Below are 22,587 nucleotides of genomic sequence, written 5' to 3'. Positions count from 1 at the left end.
CGACCATTAGTATTTGCACGGGAGTTTTTAAATTGCGACACAGTATTGCCTCTGTTGTCAGTAATTACCACTCTGTCCCCTTTGACGTGTAATAAATATTAAATAGATGTTTCCTCTTCTGAGATTTTTTTTCCGATAGCGACCAGATACGCTCCATAGGAGGGTTCTATTTCCAGAATCAGGACGGAGCCTTCCTCATACTCTTTCAGTTTCTTATCCAAAAAAAATGAGAACTTCTCGTTGCGCTCAAGAACTGCATCATCTAACTCATAGGCGAACTTCATCAGTGATTTGCCTACATCGTCATTACTTGGGGGCAGACTCGGGCGAACTACTCGCACAGCATTTATTATGTTACCTTCTTTGAAATCAGTTACGCGTAGCTTTTCCAACCCACTCAATTGAATTTTAGTTATTTTATCTTGTGCGAAAACCTCGATAGCCAAAATATCATCCTTCACAGCAATGGATATTAATTTCCCATCATGAAAAGTGCTGGATAGCATACGTTATTCACCTTTTAGGCAGAGGGCTATAGGGGGTGCTGACATTACGATCTTTGTATGTAGGCGGGCTACCATCTGCTGGCCTATCCCAATTATGCGTATGGTGCCCGTTCCCAACGCCGGCCTCATTAGGATGAGGATCATCGTAGTCGACTTCCGGGAACCCATCGTTTCCATAACGCCGGGCATTGCCTCCGGCATCTCGATCTGTAGTTGAACCCGGCTCCCCCGTCCAAGGCCTCCCGCGAGTGCGCTCACCTTTGTCCGACTTAGAGTCACTCTGTTTATCGCCCCCCCCACTTTCGGATTTTTCATTATAGTAATTCGTAGAGGTTGGCACATTTGATATTTGAGTCGCCGATCCCGGTGAGCCTCCAAAGCTAAAATCATCGCCCGTTTGTCCACCGCCGCCGTTGAGCATTGTGTTCACTGTCAGCGCGCCCGCAAGCGCAGTCAGCGCGTAAAATGCTGGAACCACCAGAAACGCAAAACGTCCGTCAGGGTCTACATATTTGTAAGGGTTGTTATTGGTATAGGCGTAGCGGTTAAAACTGTGCAGGTTGTCGGTCTGAAAATCGACCGGGTCAATGCCCATGAACCTTCCCAGCACCGGGTCGTAATACCGGGCGCCCATGTACGACAAACCGGTAGCATCGTCATAGGCTTTGCCGTGGTAGCCGATCTTGTTACTGCTGCTGGGCGCCGAGCGATTCAGCTTGTCCCCATAAGGCTTGTAGTTCTCCTTCCACAGCAGATTGCCAGCGGCATCCGTGGCAGCCATCGGGCTGCCCGAAATGTCATTGTGAAAGTAGGTGATGGTGTCGGCGATGGCAACGTTGTTCAGCATGATCGCCAACAAGCCCGCCCCGAGTTTTTTACCCAGTTTTTTCAAAGCATCCATGTGTCTCTCTCCTTTTTTCCGGCTCATGGGCTGACCCGCTGAGCGATGCGCTTGTCACCCAGATAGAGGTACTCGGTGAGCACGCCTGCATTCAGTTCGATCAACGGTTTGCCATTAGAGTCGTGCATCTCGTAAACCTTGCCGCTGGCCTTGGTCACGGCACTGCGGTGGTTAAGGCCGTCATAGCTGTATTCCACTTTTTTCGCAGGAACAGCGCAGTTGATGCAGGTGAGGTTGGGTACGTCATTGTAGGTATAGGTGTTGCCCAGGCTGCTGCTGACGTTGCCATAGGCATCATAGCCGAAGGTGCTGGCTCGCAACCCACTCACACTGCTGAGACGGTTGCTGGTGTCATAGACGTAGGCGAGACTGGATTGCCCGAGGGTTTGCTTGGTGAGGTTGCCGCCACCGTCGTAGGTAATGCTGCCCGGGCCCCAGAAGCCGACAGCGCTGGTCAGGCGGTTGATGTTGTCGTAGCCCAGCGTGCGGTTGAAGCTGCTGTCAGCGGTGTCTCTGATTGTGGCCAGGTTGCCGACGCCATCATAGGAGTAGCTGCTGTTGAGGTAGACCCCGGCAGTGGCTGTTTTTTGGGTGATGAAATTGGTCGGCCACAGGCGCGCATTCTGACCATAAGTGGAGACGGTACCGTTGCTGTAGGTGACGCTTTGAATCAACCCGGACGGCCAATACTTCACGTTGGTAACGTAGCCCGAAACCGTGGTGGGTCGTCCCAGGGCATCGGGTGTGTAGCTCACCACACGACCGGACTGCGGGTAGGTGATGCTGCTCAACTGATCATTGCCGTTGTAGGCATATTTAGCAGTGAACACCTTGCCGTCCAATGCCAGACTTTCCTGGATCAGGTTACCTGCGGCGTCGTATGCAAAGCTGCGATTACCGCCGCTGGCATTGCTGGTCAGCAGTTTACTGTCCTTGTTGTAGGTGTTGGTGATCGCAGGTGTGGTGCCAGGATAGACGGTTGACTTAAGGCGATCGAGAGCGTCATAGGTGTACTTTGTGATGCCCGAAGCGCCCACTTTCTTGGTGATCATATTCCCTGCGATATCACGACCATAGGTGGTGATACCGGTTTCTGGGTTGGTGACACTGATCAGGTAATTGTGGGCGTCATAGCCGTAAGTGCGCTTTCGTCCGCCCTGTGTAACCGCTGTCATAAGACCGTTAGGGCTGCGTTCAATACTCACGTTAGCGGACGCTTCAGGCGCGGCAATGGCCATCAGCAACTGTTTATCCGGATTACCGTAAGCGCGGTAGGTGTAGGTCGTGGTTTTACCTCGCTCATCCACGACCGACATATTGGCCGGACCATAGGTGCGAGATTGGAAGGTGCCATCGGCATTGGTCTGGCGAGTCAGGCGATTCAGGGCGTCATATTGATAGCGCGTACCGGTCGCCACGCCTGGGTTGGACTCAAACGTTTTTTCGGCCCAAGCCGTCATAAGTGAAAGTTCTGGTGACACCGGCCAATGTGACACTGGCGGGGTGGCCGAACGGGCCGTATACCGTTTTCTCCACCAAAGCGCCGCGAGTAGCGGTTTTCGAGGTAGGGGTATAGGCAATGGTTTCGCGGCTGCCCACCGGTGGTGTAAACGACGTCTGGCGGTTCAGACCGTCATAAGTATAAGTAGTGGTTTTACCTTCACCGTTGGTCTCAGAGGTAATATTGCCCGCATTGTCCACTACACGGGTAAGGGTAATACCTTCGGGGTGGGTTTCGGTTTGTGCAATGCCCCTTTTGTAGTTTGAGTAGGTATAAACCCTGCCGCCTGGGGTAGTCTTGCTGGCGATGTTGCCTTGAGCGTCATAGGTAAACTTCGTAGTCACCCCATCACGTGTTTCGGTCAGAACCTTGCCATTGGCGTCGAAGGTGCGGGTCATCGAAACGCCAGGAGATACCTCGCTCTTCAGGTGACCGATGATCCACTTGTTGGGGTCATTGAAGTAACTAAGGGTTGTTGTTCGACTACCTCCATTGGGGCCCACTTCTGTACGAGTGCCTGGATTGCCATAGATATCATAGTTGGAATATGTAGTTGTATAAGCCACTCCCGCTCTAACTATTTTTTTAACTTGAATATCAGCCGCTCGAATTGCAGTATCCATAGCATAGCCTAGATCGACAACTACCTCTTTACCACCGGTAATTGTTCGAGGCTGCCAAGTATAAAATTCTGTATTTCCAAGTGGGTCAGTCTTTTCTATAAGACTTCCTACCATCCAGACAGTTTCCTCACTTCCGTCTACTGGTGCCAAGGATACCTTATAGGAAGGCCCCACATATTTCAATACCGTTTTCCCTTCCGGCCCATTAATAGTCGTTACATCATAGGTTCCCCCCGTACCTTTTTGGTAGCTATAGTTCCATACCCCCCCTGTTGACAGACTCCGACTAGAAACCTTCTCCCCCACGCTCCTAAGTGTGTACCTGCTATCCCTATGCCGTACATGAACACGTTGCAAAGAATATGTATAAGTGAAGGATGCAACGCCACCTGCTGGGTAGGTAATTGATTTTAGTTTGCGCGCACTTATTGTTGGTACGTCTCCTTCGATAAGCCCATCATTCTCCATGTTTCCGGCTTGCTTATATGCCCCAGCAAAGTAACTATATCCCCAGCTTTCGCCCGTGCTGTATTTAACCGCATTGAGTGCGCGCGAATTTAGCTTGTCGGGATTTAAATATCCATATTTAACCGTCAAGCCGGTATTGCTCGATATCTCAGAAAGTCGAGCGGTTGAATCATTATAAATAAAATCAACCACCCTCCCATCGCTGGCCACTACCTTGGTCAGTAAAGTTACGGGCTTCTCAAGAACTGCTAGGTCTCCATAACCAGCCCAACGATTAGGCGGCTGCTGTATATATCCTGGCATTGCCCAGGGAGAAAAAGGAGCCCCAAGGGTTTTATATGTATACGTCATACGATTGCCATTCAGGTCGCTAGCAGACTTTGCAACCATATAGGTTTCTGTATGCGGAGGGACAAAAGATGCTTCAACCCAATAAGGATCGGCTTCAATTTGATTGAGATAACGCTCCCCGATACGTCGCTCGGATATATTTCCATAATCGTAAGTTATGCCGCCCGGCGAAACCGCCGTGACAACATTATTAATACAACGAATTCGCCAATTACTTTTTGTCCAGGCCTCATGATTCCCTATACTATATATATTCTCAACGGAACCATCAGGGTGTTCAATTACCGGCAACGCCCCTTGATTAAATTGCTTGGTCGTATTGACGCTGAACTGGGCATGACTAGTATTGGTAGTACATAAATCTACCAATAAATTACGCCTATAGTACGCAAACCCCCTCCCAGCTGAATTGCCCATAAGCCAAAAGTTTTCAACACTGAGTTTGGGAGCTACATCAATGGACCAGCCAGGACCTAATTGAGCCCAACGATAGGACCCCGTAAGTGTGGCCGTCATGGCAGCAGAAGCACGCATCATGCTGTATGTTCGCCACACGGTTAGATCAAGCCCTCCATTACCGGGCAAAATCATATCCTTTTGCTTGATCCAAAGATTTCCACTTTGAGGCTCAATTGAGTCAGGCCCCGATGAGTTCTCACTACCGCCACCGGCACCCGGCAAAAAATACACGCTACCCGGTGAGCTAGTGTCCGTAACTCCAAGAGCCAACACGACGTTCGAAAAAAATAGCGCGCCCAAAATGCTAGTTATTAACGGCGTTTTCCCAACAACAAAACTATTAATTATTTTCATCATTCCATTGCGCCTGCATAATAATCGTTTATTTTGAAGCTTTTATTTTATGATTTTCGAAACCTATAGCAGACTTTGGCATCCGCTAGTTTTGCCGTTCTAACCAGCACGACATCCATCGCAGAAACCTGTTGTCATAAGGGCTTAATGAGTTGCATTTTTTGGCGATACTCATTGGTTACCCTCCTCGCCGCATCGCCATCCGATATGACTTTCGGCGTAATTAATACGATCAATTCGGTTCGGTCATGGCTGCTCCGCTTATCGCTGAACAACCAGCCTAGTCCCGGTATTGCCCCCAAGTACGGCACACGATTATCCTGTCGTGCTTCGTCCTGCTTGATAAGCCCTCCAAGCAAAATTGTCTGCCCACTCTGCACAGCAACCTGAGTGGATACGGAACGAGTGGAAATACTTGGATTACCGTTACTATCTACGATCTTGCTAGCATCGCTAACCTGCTGTTGAATATCCATGTATACCAAGCCACCAGGATTTATCCGAGGCACGACGTCAAGAATGACGCCTGTCTGTATGTATTGAACACTGCTAGTACTAACTGACGTATTATCCAAATTTATTGTAGTTTGGTTGATTGGAATATTATCCCCAACTTGGATCTGCGCATTCTGATTATTCATTACCACTAAAGATGGAGCCGAAAGCACACGGGTATTACCGTTGCTCTCCAAAGCGTGCAGTGCAACTTGCAGATTATCACTGACAAAAGAGTAGAAAAGCGTATCCGTGGCTTTAAGTGCAGCGCCGCCTGCCCCCAGAGCTCCTTGACTGCCTGAAGCGTTCTGAATTCCAGGAGTTCCTGACTTACCGGCTAACCGGCCCAGATACCACTGCACGCCGAGATTCATACCATCTGTAAGACTGACTTCAAGAATCCGGGTCTCAATTTGTACTTGCAAAGGAGGATTATCCAATCTGCGAATCGCGGCCTGAATCTCCTGCCACTGTGTCGGACGACAGCGTATTAACAGTTGATTACTGCTTTTCTGAGCTGTAATACGTACGGGGTTATCGGTCTGACCTACGGTCGTAGAATTACCTTCAGGGGTCTCCTCACTCTGTTGCTCTTGCAACTCGTCAGTCTCCAAAGAGTCTACCCTCGGCTCTAGTTCATCGCTATTCGTAGGTGCGGAAGACAGACTACCAAGTCCGCCCGTATTTTTATTCGATGACAGAGTGATCGTGCGTAACCCCGGCGTGACCTGAGCACGTTCTTTATGTTCTACCGCGTTGCTGACGTAGATCTGCCGCAGATAGTGGGCCAAGTCCGTGGCTTTCATATTACGCACGTCGTACACATACATTTGGGGCTCATATCCCCCGCCCTGATCGATTGTATCGATCCAGCGACCGACCTCATCCAAATACTCTGGCTGGGAGGAAATAGCGACAATCGCATTGGTCCGCTCAATGGGCAGAAAACGCACCATCCCTGCCAGCGGCGTGCCGCTGCGCGGTCCGAAAAGTTGATTCAACTCAGGTATCAACTCGGCAACATTGGCGCGCTGCAAACCGTAGACACCAATGGACATTCCTTTGAGCCAGTTAAGGTCAAAGGTATCAATTGTGTCCTGGTAATTATTCAGTTCATCGGCCGTACCGGCCATGACTAAAATGTTGCGAGCAGGATCCATTAGCAGAAATGAATTTTCCCGAGCGAATGGCTTGAGCAGCTTTTGCATTTCCACGGCAGAGATGTAGTCAAGGGTGAATAACTTGGCACTTAACCCAATGCTCGGAGCTGGCATTCGGTATTGTGGTGTCAGTTGCCCAGCTACCGCCTGATTGGCGGGAACCACTAAGTAGCGATTCCCTTGTCGTACCAGCGCGTTATTGGTCCAAGACAGCAGTGTTTCAAGGATCGATAAGGCTTGATCTTTGTCTACAGGTTTTGCTGTCGAAAATGAAACATCACCGCTGACACCTTGGGAGATGCTGAAGTCCTCATTTAGCAAATCCCCAAGGATGGTGTTGATCACAGCAGCAATAGGTTGATTGGTGAAGTTGAACGTTACCTTGCTCTGACCTTCTTCAGACTTACGCTCTGGGCGGGCGGCCACTTTGCTGACAAAGTGTTGGTTTCCGCGAATAATCTGCTGCCTCGGAGGCTGCGGGGAAACCTGTGCATTGTCGGTTGGAGCAACCTTGCCCAGCGGTCTGACCGATGAATTGTCAGCCTCGGTTCCGGCGAGACCTTCGTGAAGAAGGCGATCATCTTGTTGAGTAGCTGGGTTAATACAGCCTTGCAGCAATATCGTTGCCACACAGGAAAGAGCCAAACGACTGACCACGAAATTAAATCCTTGATAAAACTAGTAATAATGAGTTCAGGGGAGAGTCATCGGTAACCTGGGGCTTTCGATCTCCAGGCTCTGCCGGGTTTGTCCATTTACTAACTCGATCCGCCGTTCGCTAACGCGCTCGACCAGCCAACCGTTGGGAAGAGGTTGCCCTTCTCTCACCGCAAGCGCTTCGTTATTTACTCTGAGCAATGCAACCTTCAGCTCCTGGGCGATCACCACACCGGTGAGTATCACGTTATCCAGTGCAGGCGCTGGCGCCTCAATCAGTTGCGCGGCGTTTGTAGCGTCGGGTTGGCGTTCGAAGTTAAACAGTGGTGCAGACCAAACCTGAAGATATTCTTGCAGAGTCGGTTGGGATCGATAGGTCGTGACTTCAGGCTGATCAGCCATCGATGGAAACTTCGCAGGCACGGTAACGTGAGATCGCCACTCTACTGTCGCCCCCGCACCGTTAAGCATTATGATCCAGAGGACCAGTAATGTGGTTGCAACGCCAGCCAAGGGCAGCAGCGTTCTGTAGATATACAGGCGCTCATTCATGTCCAGCAACCTGCATAGCGCTCAGGAGTCCGCTCACCTGCATTTTCACCGCTAGACGACCCTGCTGATCCTGAGCCTCCGTTGAATTGGGTGCACGTTGAATGCTAAGCGTGTCCACGACTAAATAGGGCTGTTCACTCTCGAGTCTATGGAGGGTACCCGCCAACGACTCGATGCCGCATTCCATATCGACGTTGACCTTGATCTGTAGAAGCTGCCCATTCGGGGTCGCTGTTTGAGGGCTACGACTCAGTACGGTACAAGCGATCCCTGTTGCTGGCTCAAGTGATAGCCGCTCCGAAACCAGTTGCATGAGTTGAGCAGTCGCGACTTCAGGCTCATCTGCTGTTAACAACCCTTCGCTAGGGAGAGGACGTCGGGTTACCGATTCAAGTTCAGCCTGGATAAATCCACGCTGTGCTTCCAGCGTCGAAAACCGCTGATACGACACCTGCAGAATTTCCGTTTCCTCAGCCATCTGCTGTAGCGGCGCGATGAACCACCAATGCAGGAGTGCCCAATACAAAAAAGTGCCCATCAAGACCACTAGGGCGATCGCGTAGAATCGCTGTGCGCGCCGAGTCTTGTACACGCGTTACACTCCCGCTTTCCGACGATGAGCCACAATATTGAAACGCTCCAGGCCACTTTCACGATCGGGTTGAATTCCGCCCTGAAAGGTTGCTTTCTCAAGGCCTGCACAACGCATAAGCTCAGCGGGTAACAAGTTTGACTGACGGCTCAGCCCGCTGAGAGTGACACTTCCGTCAAGGTGCATCTCTAGTTGCTCTAGCCAGGTATCTGTAGGTACACAGTTGGTAAGCTCATTGAGAAAAGCAACGCTTGTTTGCTTTTGCTTATCTTGCAGAACTAAGGCTTTTTCTATTTCTGTGCGCTCCTGCAACTGCTTGCGCATCCTGTCAACTTCCATTGCTCGAGTCCGAAGCGAAACTACCTGCTCTCGCATCTCAATGAGCTCTTTTTCGCAATTGCCAACCCAGGTCATCATGAGTAACAGGACCAGAAACCCAATGCCCACACTGAGAGCATATTTGGTATACCGTAAACGCGTCGCCCGAATGTCGCGATGTTGCCTTGGCAGCAGGTCGACCCCATACGGGCGCCCCGTCTCATCCATTGCATCCACACTAACCACTCGCACCCCCTGTGCTTCGACCGACTGTACCGCCACATCCAGACGGCTGCGCTCAATAAGCACCAGAGATATCTGCAGTAGAGCCTGGTTTTCAGATGCACGGGACCGGGCATCAAAGTAGATCTGCTCTGCCTTGAAAGGCGTGTATTTATCTAGTTCGAAGGTCAGTACTGACTTGAGATTGCGAGCACTCTGAAGGGGCAACTGCAGTTGGCACAACAAAACTTGATCGGCAGCCAGCAGCAAGACAACCGCTCTATCGGTCTCATGATCCAAGGGGGTTTTTAATGGCCAGTGAATGATCGGAGTTAAATTCCGGTCGCTCAACCGATGGCGCCAGGTGGATGGCACGCATGCCAGGAGTTCATTGAACCACCACTTAAAAAATGCTGGTATAGGCGACCCTTCCCAACGTTCATGCAGGTGATAGCGAAGTGAGCTAAATAACATCATTTCTCCTTTCACAGAGCCGCTCCCAACTGCTGGTTTGTACGCACCGCAACGCTCATCAACGGCCATTGCACTGGTCCATCGGCGTCAATCTCGACTCGGATAAATTGTGGTAAGCGTTCTGGCCACGGCCATTGCGCCAACCATCCAGTGCTGAAATTTTTTTCATCGAGCCCGCGGTAACTGAAGTGGACCTTACGTAACTTACCCATCAACACTTGAGGGCCTCCCCAAGGCTGCACGCCATCAGATTCGAAAAACGTAATACGCAGCTGTAAATCACCTGTTTCCGTTTTGAACGACTCAAGTTGGTGAATTTTCAACTTGCCACCAACACCCGATGGTACTGGTGCAAAAAACCGTAATCTCTGAGGATCCCCCTCAAACAGATGTTGTGGAGTACGTTTTTCAGGTAAGGCGATAGATCTTGTTTCTTGCAATGCCTGACGTAAAAATCGTTGAGCCGCTCTCACTTCGTCAAGCCTCACGGCATAGCACTCGGTACCTTGGACGGTTCGATTGGTGGCCAAAAGACTTCCGCTCACTAACATCAACAAAATGCCTAGGAGACTGATCGCCACCATCACTTCGAGGAGGGTGAAGCCGCTCATTCGCCTCACGGATATCGCCCTTGATTCAAGGGCTGAACACGCAACGTACTGAAGCTCTCAATAGTGTCCGCGTGACGTAAAATCAGTTTTAACTGGAACAACTGAACACCCGAATGCACCTCTCCTTCCGTACACTCAAGCCGCCAGTCAATCCCGCTTTGTTGACCAGTGGTGACACCAGGTTCCAGTCGGCCTGAGGCTCTGTCTACGATCAAAGATCGGGCCAATAACCCCATCCGCGTTTTTAACTCGTCCTTCGTGTACAACTGCATGGACTGCCCCATGCTACTCATGAAAATGCCAAGGGCCACAGCCAATAGCGCTGTCGCTGCCAATATTTCTATAAGGGTGAAGCCGGACTGCTGGGGGTTATAAGCACGCCTCATTGAACGCGCTCGACAAGGCTGACGTTGCCAGTAAGCCAACCCACATCGATACGTGCTTCACGGGACTCATTTTTCAAGCTGAGGTTGCCGCCGCTTGAGCTGCCGTCCGGATAAAAAATCAACGTAACGTCTTTGCCCAGCCCCTCAGCTGTTTCTATTCGTAATTGTGTACCGGCACTCAAACAACGGGGTGGAAACTGCTCGACGCGATAACAGGTGCTATCCAGGTCGAATAGCAGGGACATAGGACGCCCCTCAACTATCGCTTGCGTTCGCGCTTGCCGTAAACTCTGCAACAACTCATTGACGCTCTGGCGCTCGCGCGCATGAGCCAGGCCACGTGTAATCCCCGACGCCAGTAGCATAAACGCAATACTGATCAGTACTAGAACCGCCAACATCTCGAGGAGAGTGAAACCGCTCTGGCGCAATTACTCCCAGCTCCCCAAATCCAGATCCGGCCCCGTTCCGCCAGGCCTCCCATCGCGCCCCCGGAACACCAAGTCAAAGCTTCCATGCTCACCCGGGTTTAGGTAATCGAATGCATGACCGAACGGATCAAGTAGGTCACTTTTTTTTGCGTACGGTCCTTGCCAAGACTGGGCATTTGCGGGCTTAACTACCAAATCCTCCAACCTGGCCGGGGCGCTCCCTACATCCATGGCGTAATTTTCGATCTTCATACTCAGGCTGGCCAACTGCGCCTTGCCAGCCCCGTATTTCCCCTTGTCGACGCCACCACCAATCTGGCGAACGACAAGAGTCGCAACAATACCTAACAGCACGATGACCGCGAGCATTTCCAGCAGGGTGAAACCTTTATTACGGTTGCTAAAACTTTTCATACGATAGATCTGACGCATTTTATTTTCTCTTTCCTTAGATATTGCTGGTCAAACTCATCAGCGGCAGCATGATTGCCAACATGACGATGGCAACCAAGAGCGTCATAATCAATGTCAAAACGGGAACCAGCGCGGCCATAAAGCGCTTCAAAGTACTTTGCGTTTCTTTATCATAAATATCAGCCAACTTTAGCAACATCTCGCTCAATTGCCCGGCCTGCTCCCCCACTCGAATCATCTGCACGACCAACTCGGGGAAAACTTTTGTCTGCTCCAAGGCCGTAGACAATGAACAACCTTCTTTAGTCAGAAGGGTTGCTCGCTCCAAAGCACCTTGAATAGCAAGATTGCTAACGACTTGCCGGGTGATGCTCATCCCTGAGAGCAACGAAACTTTTCTTTCCAAAAGCGTGCCCAGAGTCAACGCAAAGCGTGCCGTCTCAATGCCCTGCAGTAACGTTCCCCAAACCTTCATTCGCAGCAGGCGTGCATCTAGAGGTAAGCGTCGAATCGGGTCACGCAAGTGCCGGCTGAACCACCACGCACCGATCACCGCCAGTAATATCAGATAGAGCCCCCACTGCATGAGAAACTCACCCGATACAAGAATCAACTCGGTGAGCAGCGGAAGTGTAACGTTTAGGTCTCTAAAAATTGGCACAAACTGCGGAACAACGTACACCATCAAAAGCGCCAGTGAGCCCACTACACCAACTATTAAGAACGCCGGATAAATTAAAGCACTGACCAACTCACGGTTTCGGGTTTGAGTTCGTTCCAGGTAATGCGACAACTGCACCAGCGTTTGAGCCAACATACCAGCCGCTTCGCCCGCTCGGATCAGACTAAGATAAAAATTCGAAAACGAACCGTTTTCCTCTTCCATCGCTGCCGACAACAGGCTCCCACCTTTTACCTGTTCCCGTAATCGACTGATCAGTTCGCCAACGGGTCGTTTATCTGATTGCCGTGCCAGTAGTGCCAGAGCACTTTCTAAAGGCTGTCCAGCATCAAGGAGTGTCGCGAGTTGCTGCGTGAATCGAACAATTTCGACACCAGGAATCTGTTTTTTTTGGAAGAGCCCACCTGACAAAAATGTCGTCACTGCGGGACGAATGTCCACGATCAGCAATCCTGATTCTTGCAATTTGCTGATTGCTTGCTCAATGGTCTTGGCCTGCATTTGACCACGTGTACTCAGGCCGTCACGATCCAACACCCGATAGCGAAATAGGGTCATGACACAATTGCCCCATCGTCCCGTGTAACTCGCAAGACTTCTTCCAGGCTGGTGACACCAGCCAAAGCAAGGCGCAGACCGTCTTCATAAAGGGTACGCAGACCGCCCCTGCGCGCAGCCTGCTCGACAGTGGTGCTGTCGGCTTTATCCATCAGCAGCGCACGAATCTCGTCGGACATGACCAGCAATTCAGTAATAGCCACACGCCCTTGATACCCACCATTCGATGCTCCCGACCTGGGGCGATATAGCCGGACTGGGCGCTCGTTGGTGTACTGATCAAGTTTGTGCTCAGCGATCACGGCAGCAGGCGCGTCAAAGGCGTCAAGCTGAGCCGGATCAAGCCTGCGCACCAGGCGTTGAGCCAAAACACCATTGATAGTGGAGGCCAACATGTAACTCTCGACGCCCATATCCAGCAACCTAGCCAGACTGGCACAGGCACTGTTGGTATGTAGGGTCGACAGAACCAAGTGCCCGGTGAGCGCCGACTGAATCGCGATACGGCAAGTTTCCAAATCGCGGATTTCGCCAATCATGATCACATCAGGGTCCTGACGAACGATGGAGCGTAGCGCTCCGGCAAAATCCAAACCTATTGCCGGTTTAACCTGCATTTGATTGATCCCCTCGAGTTGATACTCCACGGGATCTTCAACAGTAATGATCTTGCGTTCCGCCGTATTGAGTCGAGAAATCGCAGCATAAAGGGTTGTAGTTTTGCCTGACCCGGTAGGGCCCGTGACCAACAGGATGCCGTGCGGACGCTGCAGAACCTCGAGAAACCGGTCAAGGCGCTCGCCATCAAAACCCAATTTTGTGAATTCGAACGCTATGGTTTGCCGGTCCAACAGACGCATGACCACCGACTCACCAAAACTGGTTGGCAGAGTCGACACACGCAAATCGAGTTGTCGTCCTTGAACCCTGAAAGCGATTCGACCGTCTTGGGGTAAACGCCGCTCGGCGATGTCCAGCTTGGCCATGATTTTGATGCGGGAAATGACCGCTGCTGCGGAACTGACCGGAGGTGATTCGGACTCTCGCAATAAACCGTCAACGCGATAGCGGACATTCAAACGATTCTCGAAGGGTTCGATATGTACGTCAGAGGCGAACATCTCGACGGCTCGCTGGAGAATCAGGTTCACCAGCTTAATTACCGGCGCCTCAGACGCCAGATCTTTGAGATGATCGATGTCGTCAAGTTGCGCCGTATGATCAAACTGGTCAGTCAACGACCCCATTGCCGTTCGACCCTGCCCATATAGATGCTCGATCAAATGCTCGACCTCGGTTTGCAAGCCCACCAGCGGTCTAACACTCAATCCCGTCGCGTACTCAATGGCCTTGAATGGATAGTCATTCAATGGCCTTGAGCTAACAATTTCTAGAGCGTTGTCCGAGGTGAACCCAACCGGGACCACTGCGTAGTGTTTTAGAAAGCGCAGTGGAAGCGCAGGGAGCCCCTCAGGAATCTCGGTCACAGGCTGCCCACTATATCGCGGCCAACCTAGCGAGCTGGACCATGCAGCAGCAAGGTTCCCTTCTGATACCAGTCCGAGCCGACTAAGCAGGTCTGGAACAGGAGTTTCGGGCTGGGAACTGCGCAAACGAGCCAGGTGCTCTAACCCATCAGCACTTAAGCTTCCTTGCTGGAGCAGACGCTCTATTAGGCTTGCGGTGATATCCATTTCGCCACTGAACTAGGGATTACATGGGTGCTTCCCGAGGAGAAAACACGTTAGAAAACGCGAATGATATCAGTTTGCCCCTAGCTTCACTACCATTCCAAATGTGAATACCTACCTAGCGCTCCTGCCAGCGATAGACGCTATAAAGCATGCTTCCGTCTGCGCTACGGTTGAGCGAAATCGTGGCAACAAGGCCCGCCTTGAAGCCGTTACTCAGTTCAGCAGAAGATTCAATACTGATAACGGAGCCCGCATTGCTCATGACGCCTGGCAAAATCTTGTTTTGCAGTGCTTGGAGCAATGGCTCGGCGGCGAATGCAGCGTCCGGTACCCCCCTGCCGCTCCACAAAGTAACGAGTGGCAGAATTCGCCGGTACAGATCGACATTCATCGATGTGACGTCTAAAAGCTCTTCCAAATGACCTAATGGCTTTCCTTCGATTCGGCGCTGAGACAGCAGTTCTGAAAATGAGGCCGCCTCGTGTTGCGTAGCCCCCATGAATCGAAGCAAGCTGGAAAAGTGATCCAGTTGACAGAAATTCAGATCCAGCTTGCCATGTTCGCTGCGAGCGGAGAATGTCAGGCGAATCCCGTCAAGATCGTATCGATGCTCTCTTCCGTCGGCGATGAAAGCACCAGGGTCGCTTAGTAAATTTTTTACCGCTAAGGCTATACCGCTTTCAGCGGCGATCAGAGCCTTGCTTCGTTGTAACCCGTTATGGCTCTGGCGATTCTCAATACGAACGCCCGACAACACACCGGCCATCAATAAACCAAGAACCGCGACAGCCCATAGCACGAAGATCAAGGCTGCTCCCTGTTGCCGGCATGCCGCTAGTTTCCCCGTCCCACATAGCATGCTCAATTACCTACCTGACCTAGTTTTTCTGTGAAACGAAGCGGGCTCCAGATCCACCGATTTTACATGTATGCATGTCAAACCTAAACGCGCAATAGCGCCACCCTTGAAAGCGCTATCAAACAATGCCCGTTGGCCAACCTCAGCGAAACCCTCGCCTCGGTCAATGTCATGGTCAACGAACTGGCCTTTGATTTGGAGCGCGCGCGCCGGAGTTTGCCCTGGGGATCCAGCAGATGGTCAAGCTGAGTGAGTTGCTGGCGAACCGCGCCCTGGGCATCGCCGCGCCGCGCTGACACCCCTTCAGAGTCAAGCGACACCCGTGGCGAGGGAGCTTGCTCCCGCTGGGCTGCGCAGCAGCCCCAATGGCTAGCACCTCGGTGGGTCAGATGTATTTGAGGGGCTGGTTTGGGGGCCGCTATCGCAGCCCAGCGGGAGCAAGCTCCCTCGCCACAGATGATTCTCTACTTCTCATAAACGGTGTTCGGCTTGGGTTCTGTTTATCCGGCCATGTAGGACTCCCGAGCGAGGCTACGTTGCCTTGCGTCATTGCCTACAACTACGCCAGAATCCGCCGGCTTGTGCGCTTGGGCCCCCATCGATAACTTGTTTCCCGTCACTGCCCATCAGTGATCGGGTCTGCAAGCCCGACGAAATACCAGGCGCATAGCCACAAGCCAATCGACACATCCGTGTCGCTCAATGGCGGCTGTGTGCGGGAGACCTTCGGGTCTGCCGGGTTCCTGGTTTCCCGGTCTTGCAGACCCGCGCATAGCTGCCACCCATCATCTGCAAGTGATGTCTGGCAACGCCTCGTAAATAACCAGGAGTTGCACCATGTTCAAGATCACCCCCAACCCTCCCGCAGACGATTCCAAGAAACTCGACGAAGCCGCTGACCGCGCCCTCGCCTACTACCTCGACCCCAAACCTGAAACACCCAAGCCACCACCGGGCCAGTTGTTCACCGTTGCAGAGAGTGCGGACCTGGAATGCCTGCTGGCCAACCTCAGCGAAACCCTCGCCTCGGTCAATGCCGTGGCCAACGAGCTGGCCTTTGATCTAGAAGGCGCACGGCGAAGTTTTGCCCTGGGCATCCAGCAGGTGGTCGAGCTGAGTGAGCTGCTGGCGAACCGTGCCCTGGACATCGCCGCGCCGCGCTGACACCTCTTCAGAGCCAAGCAACACCTGTGGCGAGGGAGCTTGCTCCCGCTGGGCTGCGCAGCAGCCCCAATGGCTAGCACCTCGGTGGGTCAGGTGTTTTTGAGGGGGCTGGTTTTGGGGCTGCTTCGCAACCCAGCGGGAGCAAGCTCCCTCGCCACAAAAGCGATCATTCGCACAACCCAGGTTCGATCAGTCCAAGTTGGGGTTAAACCGGTTTGGATTTGAGATTGCGCGCATACCAAGGCCGCTGCGGCACGCGGCGGAACAGTTCAGAGAGCTTTTTGTCATCGCTGCCGAAGGTGATGCGCAGGGCCAGCTTCATGGTTTCCGGGTCCATCTCCACCGAACGTCCAACCTGCAGCCCCGGCGTGGTGCTGCAACCGTGGGTGTCCGGGCCGAGCCAGGGGTCGGCGATTTCGACCCAGCGGCCCGGGGCGAACCAGGGCACGCCGTTGACGTCGAGTCGGCTCACTTCCCCCGGATGAAAACGTTCGTGGGCACGGAACCAGTCTTCGAGGCGGTCGTCGATCCAGCCATGGAAGGCCCAGAACACTGGGCTTACGTGGGAGGAAAACGGATCACCGAGAAAGTCGTTTTCCGGGGCGTACCAGCGCGCGGCGAAGTCGTCCGGGTCGCGGGCGAACGGCACCGGGTGGCCGTTGGAAGGGTCACGCGGCACCGAGGCCCAACGCATGTGCAGCCAGTCGTGCAGGCCCAATTCCACTTCCGAGCCGAACTGGCCCAAGGTCAGTTTCGACAGATAGCGCGGGTCGCGGTAGCGCGATTCCCAGACCTGGAAATTGCTGTGATAGGTCTCGGCGGTCTTGATGTCGCTGACCCACTGGGCGTACTGCTCGTCGCCATCGGCCAGCCAGGTCGGCGGCAAGGCCGTGCCGTCGTGGTTGTCGAGGTAGCGGGCAAACCCAAGGCGATCGCGCTCCAGTTCCGGTTGCGGCAAGGGGAAGCGCGGCCACGACGGCAGCGGCTGGAACGAACGGGCCGTGCCGAGCATGTGCCGGTGCATGAAAAAGAAGTCCACGCCCGAGCCGTTGCGATCCTTGCGCGGCCCGCGGGCATCACGCTCCTGGTCCCGTGGACCGGGCTGCCAGCCGATGCCGCGCAGGGCATTGCGCTTGTCCTCGTCCAGGGTGTGCCATTTGTCCCGAGAGGCGTGCCAGAGCTGATGGAACAGCCGATGCTCGGGCGACACCAGCCAGGCCAGCAACGGCGGGCTCAGCGGCGTGCGCTCCCGGGCCTCGGGGAAGCGTTGCTTGATGGCGATGAAATGATTGTCCTGTTCAGGCAGCGCCAGGGGACGGTCCAGGCGCAACACCCGACCGCTGAGGGTGGCGCTGCCGGCATTGCCGAAGCCGGCCCAGACTTCGTCCAGGGTCATGATGAACTCGTAGTCCGGCGCGTCCTGGCGAGCACTCATCAGCCGCCAGCTCAGTTGCTTCGGGTCGGTGCCGGCCAGGTCGCCCAGCACCCGATAACGCGGCTCATCGGTAGCGCGCAAGCGTTCGGCGCTGTCGAGGTAGCCCACCAGGCCACGGCCCCTCTGGCCGATATCGAGCAATAGTTGCAAATCATCCTGCGGCAAGCCTTCGAGGCCGGCGTCGCGGCCGGTGAAACGGATCGTCCAGATGCCCCGCAACGTATCGGCCCGGCGCTGGCCCGCCACGTCGGCCACGTCGAACGAGGCCTCGCCGGGGGTGATGGTCGGGTCCGGCCGGGTCAGTTCGCGATGCCCGTAATACACCGCAGGCACGGCGGCACCGGTCAGCGCCAGGCCTGCCATGAACCATCGTCGAGAAATCGTCATTGCCTTACCTGTGTTCGCCCTGGGGTGGGCTTTATCCAAGCTAGAACGTTGGGTGGGCTGACAAATTTATAGGCAGCTGTGAGGGCCTCATCGCGAGCAGGCTCGCTCCCACAATGGATCTGAGTACATCCGCAAGAGATGGGTGGGTTTCAAGGCCACTATCGCGAGCAAGCTTTGCTCCCACAGGTGAGCGCATTGCAATTCCACTGTGGGAGCAAAGCTTGCTCGCGATGGCCGCCCCGAGAGCGCCTAAATTTCCCGCCCGATCACTCGTTCTCCCCAGATAGCAAAGGCCCCGCGCCTGTCCTTCCAAGGCGAACCTGACTGAGATCGGCAATGACAACACCTCGTTCGAAAAAGGCTCTTTTCATCGGCCTGCCCCTGGCCCTGGCGTTGGCCGTCGGTGCTGGCGTCGCGGCTTGGGACCACTGGTGGCGGGATAACCCCGGCTACCCGGTCAAAGTCATGAACGAAGCCAGGGAGCTGCACGAACGCCTGCTGTCCTTCGACAGCCACATCACCGTGCCGCTGGATTTCGGCACCGCCGGCAACGAAGCGGACAAGGACGGCAGCGGCCAGTTCGACCTGGTGAAAGCCAACCGCGGGCAACTGTCCGGTGCGGCGTTGACGGTGTTCGGCTGGCCCGAAATGTGGAACGGCCCCAACGCGCCGCACAAGCCCACCGCCGGCTTCGTCGAGGAAGCGCGCAACCAGCAGGAAGTGCGCTACAAGATCATCACCGGCCTGGTCCGCGACTTTCCCAACCAGGTCGCCATCGCCTACACCCCGGATGATTTCCGCCGCCTGCACGGCGAAGGCAAGTTCGCGATCTTCATCAGCATGCTCAACGCCTATCCCCTCGGCCACGACCTGAGCCTGCTGGACCTGTGGACCGCACGGGGCATGCGCATGTTCGGTTTCAGCTACATCGGCAACAACGACTGGGCCGACTCCTCCCGTCCGCTGCCGTTCTTCAACGACTCGCCCGACGCCCTCGGCGGCCTGTCGGACATCGGCAAGCAAGCGGTGACGCGCTTGAACGACCTGGGTGTGATCATCGACGTGTCACAGATGTCGACCCAGGCCCTGGAGCAAGTCGCGCAACTGAGCCGCACGCCGCTGGTGGCCTCCCATTCGGCGCCACGGGCGATGGTCGACATTCCGCGCAACCTCAGCGACAAGGAAATGCAACTGATCAAGGCCAGCGGCGGCGTGGTGCAGGTCGTCGGTTTCTCCCAGTACCTGCGGCCGCTGACGCAAAAGACCCAGGACAAACTCAACGCCCTGCGCGAACGCTTCGACCTGCCGCCACTGCCCAACCTGGCGATGGCGCTGATGCCCGGCGACCCGATCATCGCCGCGTGGCCGGAACAAAAGTTCGGCGAATATGCCGGCCAGCTCTACGGCATCCTCGAAGAGGAACCCAAGGCCAGCCTCAAGGACCTGGGGGACGCCATCGACTACACCGTACGCAAGATCGGCATCGACCACGTCGGCATCAGCTCGGACTTCAACGAAGGCGGCGGTGTGGAAGGCTGGGAGAACGTCGGCGACATTCGCAACGTCACCGCCGAACTGCTGACCCGCGGTTACTCGGAAGCCGACATCGCCAAACTATGGGGCGGCAATTTCCTGCGGGTCTGGGATCAGGTCCAGAAAGCCGCCCGCCCCGCCATCGCCTCGACCCAGAAGGCGGCCCAGCCATGAATGAGCGTCGCACCTTCCTGAAGCAGGCCGGGATCCTCGCCGCCGGCCTGCCCCTCGCCGCCAGCCTGCCCGCCACAGCCAACGCCGCTCCCCTGCCACCGCTGCCCAAGGACAAATGGGCGCAACTGCGCTCGCTGTTCAACCAGGACCCGGACTACCTGCACTTCTCCAACTTCCTGGTCACCACCCACCCGCGCCCGGTGCGCGAGGCCATCGAAAAACACCGCGCAGCCCTGGATAACAACCCCGGGCTGTTGATGGATTGGGACCTGGGCGTCACCGAAGAACGCGAGGAAAACGTCCGCACCTGGGCCGGCCGCTACCTGCAGGCGAATCCTGCGCAGATCGCCCTCACCGGCAGCACCACCGAAGGCCTGTCTATCATCTACGGCGGTATCCAGGTGGCGGCCGACCAGGAAATCCTCACCACCGCGCATGAGCATTACGCGACCCAGACCATTCTTGAGCTGCGCACCCAACGGGACGACACCCGGGTGCGCAAAATCAAGCTATTCGACAACGCCCACAACGCCAGCCACGAGGAAATCCTCACGGCCATCGACCGCAACATCCGTCCCGAAACCCGCGTGCTGGGCATGACCTGGGTGCACTCGGGCAGCGGCGTGAAGCTGCCGATCGGCAAGATCGGCGCCCTGGTGGACAAGCACAACCAAGGCCGCAGCGATGAGCAGCGGATCATTTATGTAGTGGACGGCGTGCACGGTTTCGGCGTCGAAAACCTCAGTTTCCCTGCCATGAATTGCGATTTTTTCATCGCCGGCACCCACAAGTGGATGTTCGGCCCGCGCGGTACGGGCCTGGTGTGCAGCCGCAGCGAAGAGCTCAAGTACGTCACGCCGATCATCCCAACGTTCTCTGAAGCCACGGCGTTTTCCACCACCATGACCCCGGGCGGCTACCACGCCTTCGAGCATCGCTGGGCGGCCGACGAGGCGTTCAAGTTGCACCTGCAATTGGGCAGGGCCGAGGTGCAGGCGCGCATCCATGCCCTCAATAGCTATTTGAAAAAACAGCTGCTGGCACAGCCGCAGATCGAACTGGTCACCCCGATTAGCCCGGCGCTGTCCGCCGGCTTCACCTTCTTCCGGGTCAAGGGCCGCGACAGCGACGAGGTCGCCGCTTACCTGATGAAAAACCACGTGATCGCCGACGCCGTGCATCGCGATGCGGGGCCGGTGGTCCGCACCGCGCCGGGGCTGCTCAACACCGAAGCCGAGATCGATCGCTTCATGGGCTTGCTGGGCAAGACACTCTGAACCTGACTTATCGAGAGAGATGGATGAACAGTTTTTCGTTGACGTTATTCCCGGTACTGGCCCTCGCCGCCCTGCTGCCCTCCGGCGCCCAGGCGTCTCAAGCGGGCCAGGTCTTTCGCGACTGCAAGGACTGCCCGGAAATGGTCGTGCTGCCCACCGGCACCTTCCAGATGGGCACCCCGGAAGACGAAGTAGGCCGCGAGCCCGACGAAGGCCCGATGCACCCGGTGACGTTCGCCAAACCGCTGGCGATCAGTCGCTTCCAAGTGCTCAAGGGTGAATGGGTCGCCTACCTGCGCGACACCGGCTACACGATGCCCGACGGCGACGAGCGCCCCGGCCGGGCATGCAAGGCCGGCATCCCGGACTACCAGGGCAGCGACCCGCGCAAGCAGTACACCGACCGGCACCCGGCGGTGTGCATGGACTTCGCCGAGGCCAATGCCTACGTGGCCTGGTTGTCGAAAAAGACCGGCAAGCAATACCGGCTGGTCAGCGAATCCCTGCGCGAGTATGCGGCACGCGGCGGCAGCACCGGGCCGTTCCCCTTCCCGTTCGACGAGGGCAAGGACTACAGCATCGCCCAGCATGCCAACACCTACGGCGCCGCCGACGGCTACAACTTCACCGCCCCGGCCGGCAGCTTCGCACCCAACGCCTTCGGCGTGTATGACATGCACGGCAACATCTACGAATGGACCGCCGATTGCTACAACGAAAACTACGTGGGCGCCCCGAGCGACGGCAGCGCCTGGCTGACCGGCAAATGCGAATTCAAACGCATCCGCGGCAACGACTGGGGCGAGGCGCCGGTGTTCTCCCGCTCCGGCAATCGCAATGCGCTGGTGCCGGGCGACCGCGGCGACTGGATCGGTTTTCGGGTAGCGCGGGATATGTAGGCGCCCCCTGTGGGAGCAAGCTTGCTCGCGATAAGGCCAGCACGTCCAACCTCTTCATTGATTGTGACGCCGCCTTCGCGAGCAGGCTCGCTCCCACATTGGATCTTCTGCAGCCACAATATCCGCGCGCACCCGGAGTCCTTCTGTGGGAGCAAAGCTTGCTCGCGATGAGGCCGGCACATCCAACCTCTTCATTGATTGTGACGCCGCCTTCGCGAGCAGGCTCGCTCCCACATTGGATCTTCAGCAGTTACAATATCCGCGTGCACACGGAGTCCTTCTGTGGGAGCAAAGCTTGCTCGCGATGAGGCCGGCACATCCAACCTTTTCATTGATTGTGACGCCGCCTTCGCGAGCAGGCTCGCTCCCACATTGGATCTTCTGCAGCCACAATATCCGCGCGCACCCGGAGTCCTTCTGTGGGAGCAAAGCTTGCTCGCGATGAGGCCG

20 protein-coding genes and 1 pseudogene are annotated in these 22,587 nt (G+C 55.1%); 5 read left to right on the top strand and 16 right to left on the bottom strand.

Annotation, left to right across the window (positions count from 1 at the left end; all coding sequences use genetic code 11):
- Positions 1–98 precede the first annotated feature (98 nt).
- From M1D99_RS09885 to M1D99_RS09815, 15 genes are all read right to left on the bottom strand, one after another.
- Positions 99–506, bottom strand: a complete 408-nt coding sequence (locus tag M1D99_RS09885) for a hypothetical protein (RefSeq protein ID WP_458131710.1) — start codon at positions 504–506, stop codon at positions 99–101.
- Between the two features lie 7 nt (positions 507–513).
- Positions 514–1,407, bottom strand: coding sequence for an RHS repeat-associated core domain-containing protein (locus M1D99_RS09880; RefSeq protein WP_458131709.1), 894 nt, complete (start codon positions 1,405–1,407; stop codon positions 514–516).
- A gap of 23 nt (positions 1,408–1,430) precedes the next feature.
- Positions 1,431–2,867: an RHS repeat protein gene (locus M1D99_RS09875; protein ID WP_458131708.1), complete on the bottom strand. Its 1,437-nt coding sequence runs from the start codon at positions 2,865–2,867 to the stop codon at positions 1,431–1,433.
- Positions 2,839–5,166 carry a hypothetical protein gene (locus tag M1D99_RS09870; RefSeq protein ID WP_458131707.1) on the bottom strand — a complete coding sequence of 776 codons (2,328 nt, stop codon included), beginning with the start codon at positions 5,164–5,166 and terminating at the stop codon, positions 2,839–2,841. The genes M1D99_RS09875 and M1D99_RS09870 overlap by 29 nt, the downstream gene beginning before the upstream one ends.
- Before the next feature lie 131 nt (positions 5,167–5,297).
- Positions 5,298–7,475, bottom strand: coding sequence for a type II secretion system secretin GspD (gspD, locus tag M1D99_RS09865; protein ID WP_458131706.1), 2,178 nt, complete (start codon positions 7,473–7,475; stop codon positions 5,298–5,300).
- Positions 7,476–7,511: 36 nt separating this feature from the next.
- Positions 7,512–8,027, bottom strand: coding sequence for a type II secretion system protein N (locus M1D99_RS09860; protein WP_458131705.1), 516 nt, complete (start codon positions 8,025–8,027; stop codon positions 7,512–7,514).
- Entirely contained in the window at positions 8,020–8,619 is a 600-nt protein-coding gene (gene gspM / locus M1D99_RS09855; protein ID WP_434702532.1) for a type II secretion system protein GspM, read from the bottom strand. Before gspM ends, M1D99_RS09860 begins: the two co-directional genes overlap by 8 nt.
- 3 nt (positions 8,620–8,622) lie before the next feature.
- Positions 8,623–9,702 (bottom strand): type II secretion system protein GspL, encoded by a 1,080-nt coding sequence (locus M1D99_RS09850; RefSeq protein ID WP_458131704.1) that lies wholly within the window; start codon positions 9,700–9,702, stop codon positions 8,623–8,625.
- Positions 9,645–10,244: a prepilin-type N-terminal cleavage/methylation domain-containing protein gene (locus M1D99_RS09845; protein WP_458131703.1), complete on the bottom strand. Its 600-nt coding sequence runs from the start codon at positions 10,242–10,244 to the stop codon at positions 9,645–9,647. Before M1D99_RS09845 ends, M1D99_RS09850 begins: the two co-directional genes overlap by 58 nt.
- 5 nt (positions 10,245–10,249) lie before the next feature.
- Entirely contained in the window at positions 10,250–10,630 is a 381-nt protein-coding gene (locus M1D99_RS09840) for a prepilin-type N-terminal cleavage/methylation domain-containing protein (protein WP_458131702.1), read from the bottom strand.
- Complete coding sequence (locus M1D99_RS09835) at positions 10,627–11,061, bottom strand: GspH/FimT family pseudopilin (protein WP_434702536.1); 435 nt, start codon at positions 11,059–11,061, stop codon at positions 10,627–10,629. The genes M1D99_RS09840 and M1D99_RS09835 overlap by 4 nt, the downstream gene beginning before the upstream one ends.
- Positions 11,062–11,493: a type II secretion system major pseudopilin GspG gene (gene gspG / locus M1D99_RS09830; RefSeq protein WP_434702537.1), complete on the bottom strand. Its 432-nt coding sequence runs from the start codon at positions 11,491–11,493 to the stop codon at positions 11,062–11,064. It lies immediately after the preceding gene.
- 16 nt (positions 11,494–11,509) lie between these two features.
- Positions 11,510–12,715, bottom strand: a complete 1,206-nt coding sequence (locus M1D99_RS09825; RefSeq protein WP_458131701.1) for a type II secretion system F family protein — start codon at positions 12,713–12,715, stop codon at positions 11,510–11,512.
- Positions 12,712–14,409, bottom strand: coding sequence for a GspE/PulE family protein (locus M1D99_RS09820; RefSeq protein WP_458131700.1), 1,698 nt, complete (start codon positions 14,407–14,409; stop codon positions 12,712–12,714). The genes M1D99_RS09825 and M1D99_RS09820 overlap by 4 nt, the downstream gene beginning before the upstream one ends.
- 115 nt (positions 14,410–14,524) lie before the next feature.
- Positions 14,525–15,208, bottom strand: a complete 684-nt coding sequence (locus M1D99_RS09815; RefSeq protein ID WP_458132124.1) for a type II secretion system protein GspK — start codon at positions 15,206–15,208, stop codon at positions 14,525–14,527.
- 183 nt (positions 15,209–15,391) lie between these two features.
- On the opposite strand from M1D99_RS09815, the pseudogene M1D99_RS09810 reads away from it, so the two are divergent.
- Positions 15,392–15,564, top strand: a pseudogene (locus M1D99_RS09810) (DUF6124 family protein); the annotation flags it as partial.
- 541 nt (positions 15,565–16,105) lie between these two features.
- Complete coding sequence (locus M1D99_RS09805; protein WP_458131699.1) at positions 16,106–16,432, top strand: DUF6124 family protein; 327 nt, start codon at positions 16,106–16,108, stop codon at positions 16,430–16,432.
- 205 nt (positions 16,433–16,637) lie between these two features.
- On the opposite strand, the gene pvdP is transcribed toward M1D99_RS09805, so the two are convergent.
- A complete protein-coding gene (gene pvdP / locus M1D99_RS09800) occupies positions 16,638–18,254 on the bottom strand; it encodes a pyoverdine maturation tyrosinase PvdP (protein ID WP_458131698.1) in 1,617 nt (538 codons plus the stop codon).
- Positions 18,255–18,590: 336 nt separating this feature from the next.
- Between pvdP and pvdM the strand changes: the two genes are divergently transcribed.
- From pvdM to pvdO, 3 genes are read left to right on the top strand one after another with little or no spacing between them, the layout of a single operon-like run.
- On the top strand, positions 18,591–19,961 hold the full coding sequence (gene pvdM / locus M1D99_RS09795) for a pyoverdine-tailoring dipeptidase-like protein PvdM (protein ID WP_458131697.1): 1,371 nt from the start codon (positions 18,591–18,593) through the stop codon (positions 19,959–19,961).
- Positions 19,958–21,238 (top strand): pyoverdine-tailoring periplasmic protein PvdN, encoded by a 1,281-nt coding sequence (gene pvdN, locus M1D99_RS09790; protein ID WP_458131696.1) that lies wholly within the window; start codon positions 19,958–19,960, stop codon positions 21,236–21,238. The genes pvdM and pvdN overlap by 4 nt, the downstream gene beginning before the upstream one ends.
- Positions 21,239–21,261: 23 nt before the next feature.
- Entirely contained in the window at positions 21,262–22,137 is an 876-nt protein-coding gene (gene pvdO / locus M1D99_RS09785; protein ID WP_434574925.1) for a dihydropyoverdine dehydrogenase, read from the top strand.
- The last annotated feature ends 450 nt before the right edge of the window (positions 22,138–22,587 follow it).

The organism is Pseudomonas sp. R3-41 (genome assembly GCF_054161485.1).
Note: the sequence above shows the minus strand (reverse complement) of the source record. Positions and strands in the feature narration are given on the sequence as shown.

Bases quoted from the DNA above. Each gene is read 5' to 3' on its own strand.
- pvdO (WP_434574925.1), top strand. From the start codon at position 21,262: ATGAACAGTTTTTCGTTGACGTTATTCCCGGTACTGGCCCTCGCCGCC.
- M1D99_RS09805 (WP_458131699.1), top strand. From the start codon at position 16,106: ATGTTCAAGATCACCCCCAACCCTCCCGCAGACGATTCCAAGAAACTC.
- M1D99_RS09880 (WP_458131709.1), bottom strand. From the start codon at position 1,407: ATGGATGCTTTGAAAAAACTGGGTAAAAAACTCGGGGCGGGCTTGTTG.
- M1D99_RS09850 (WP_458131704.1), bottom strand. From the start codon at position 9,702: ATGGCCGTTGATGAGCGTTGCGGTGCGTACAAACCAGCAGTTGGGAGC.
- M1D99_RS09845 (WP_458131703.1), bottom strand. From the start codon at position 10,244: ATGAGCGGCTTCACCCTCCTCGAAGTGATGGTGGCGATCAGTCTCCTA.
- M1D99_RS09860 (WP_458131705.1), bottom strand. From the start codon at position 8,027: ATGAATGAGCGCCTGTATATCTACAGAACGCTGCTGCCCTTGGCTGGC.
- pvdN (WP_458131696.1), top strand. From the start codon at position 19,958: ATGAATGAGCGTCGCACCTTCCTGAAGCAGGCCGGGATCCTCGCCGCC.
- M1D99_RS09885 (WP_458131710.1), bottom strand. From the start codon at position 506: ATGCTATCCAGCACTTTTCATGATGGGAAATTAATATCCATTGCTGTG.
- pvdM (WP_458131697.1), top strand. From the start codon at position 18,591: ATGACAACACCTCGTTCGAAAAAGGCTCTTTTCATCGGCCTGCCCCTG.
- M1D99_RS09825 (WP_458131701.1), bottom strand. From the start codon at position 12,715: ATGACCCTATTTCGCTATCGGGTGTTGGATCGTGACGGCCTGAGTACA.
- M1D99_RS09840 (WP_458131702.1), bottom strand. From the start codon at position 10,630: ATGAGGCGTGCTTATAACCCCCAGCAGTCCGGCTTCACCCTTATAGAA.
- M1D99_RS09875 (WP_458131708.1), bottom strand. From the start codon at position 2,867: ATGACGGCTTGGGCCGAAAAAACGTTTGAGTCCAACCCAGGCGTGGCG.
- gspG (WP_434702537.1), bottom strand. From the start codon at position 11,493: ATGCGTCAGATCTATCGTATGAAAAGTTTTAGCAACCGTAATAAAGGT.
- M1D99_RS09820 (WP_458131700.1), bottom strand. From the start codon at position 14,409: ATGGATATCACCGCAAGCCTAATAGAGCGTCTGCTCCAGCAAGGAAGC.
- M1D99_RS09870 (WP_458131707.1), bottom strand. From the start codon at position 5,166: ATGATGAAAATAATTAATAGTTTTGTTGTTGGGAAAACGCCGTTAATA.
- pvdP (WP_458131698.1), bottom strand. From the start codon at position 18,254: ATGACGATTTCTCGACGATGGTTCATGGCAGGCCTGGCGCTGACCGGT.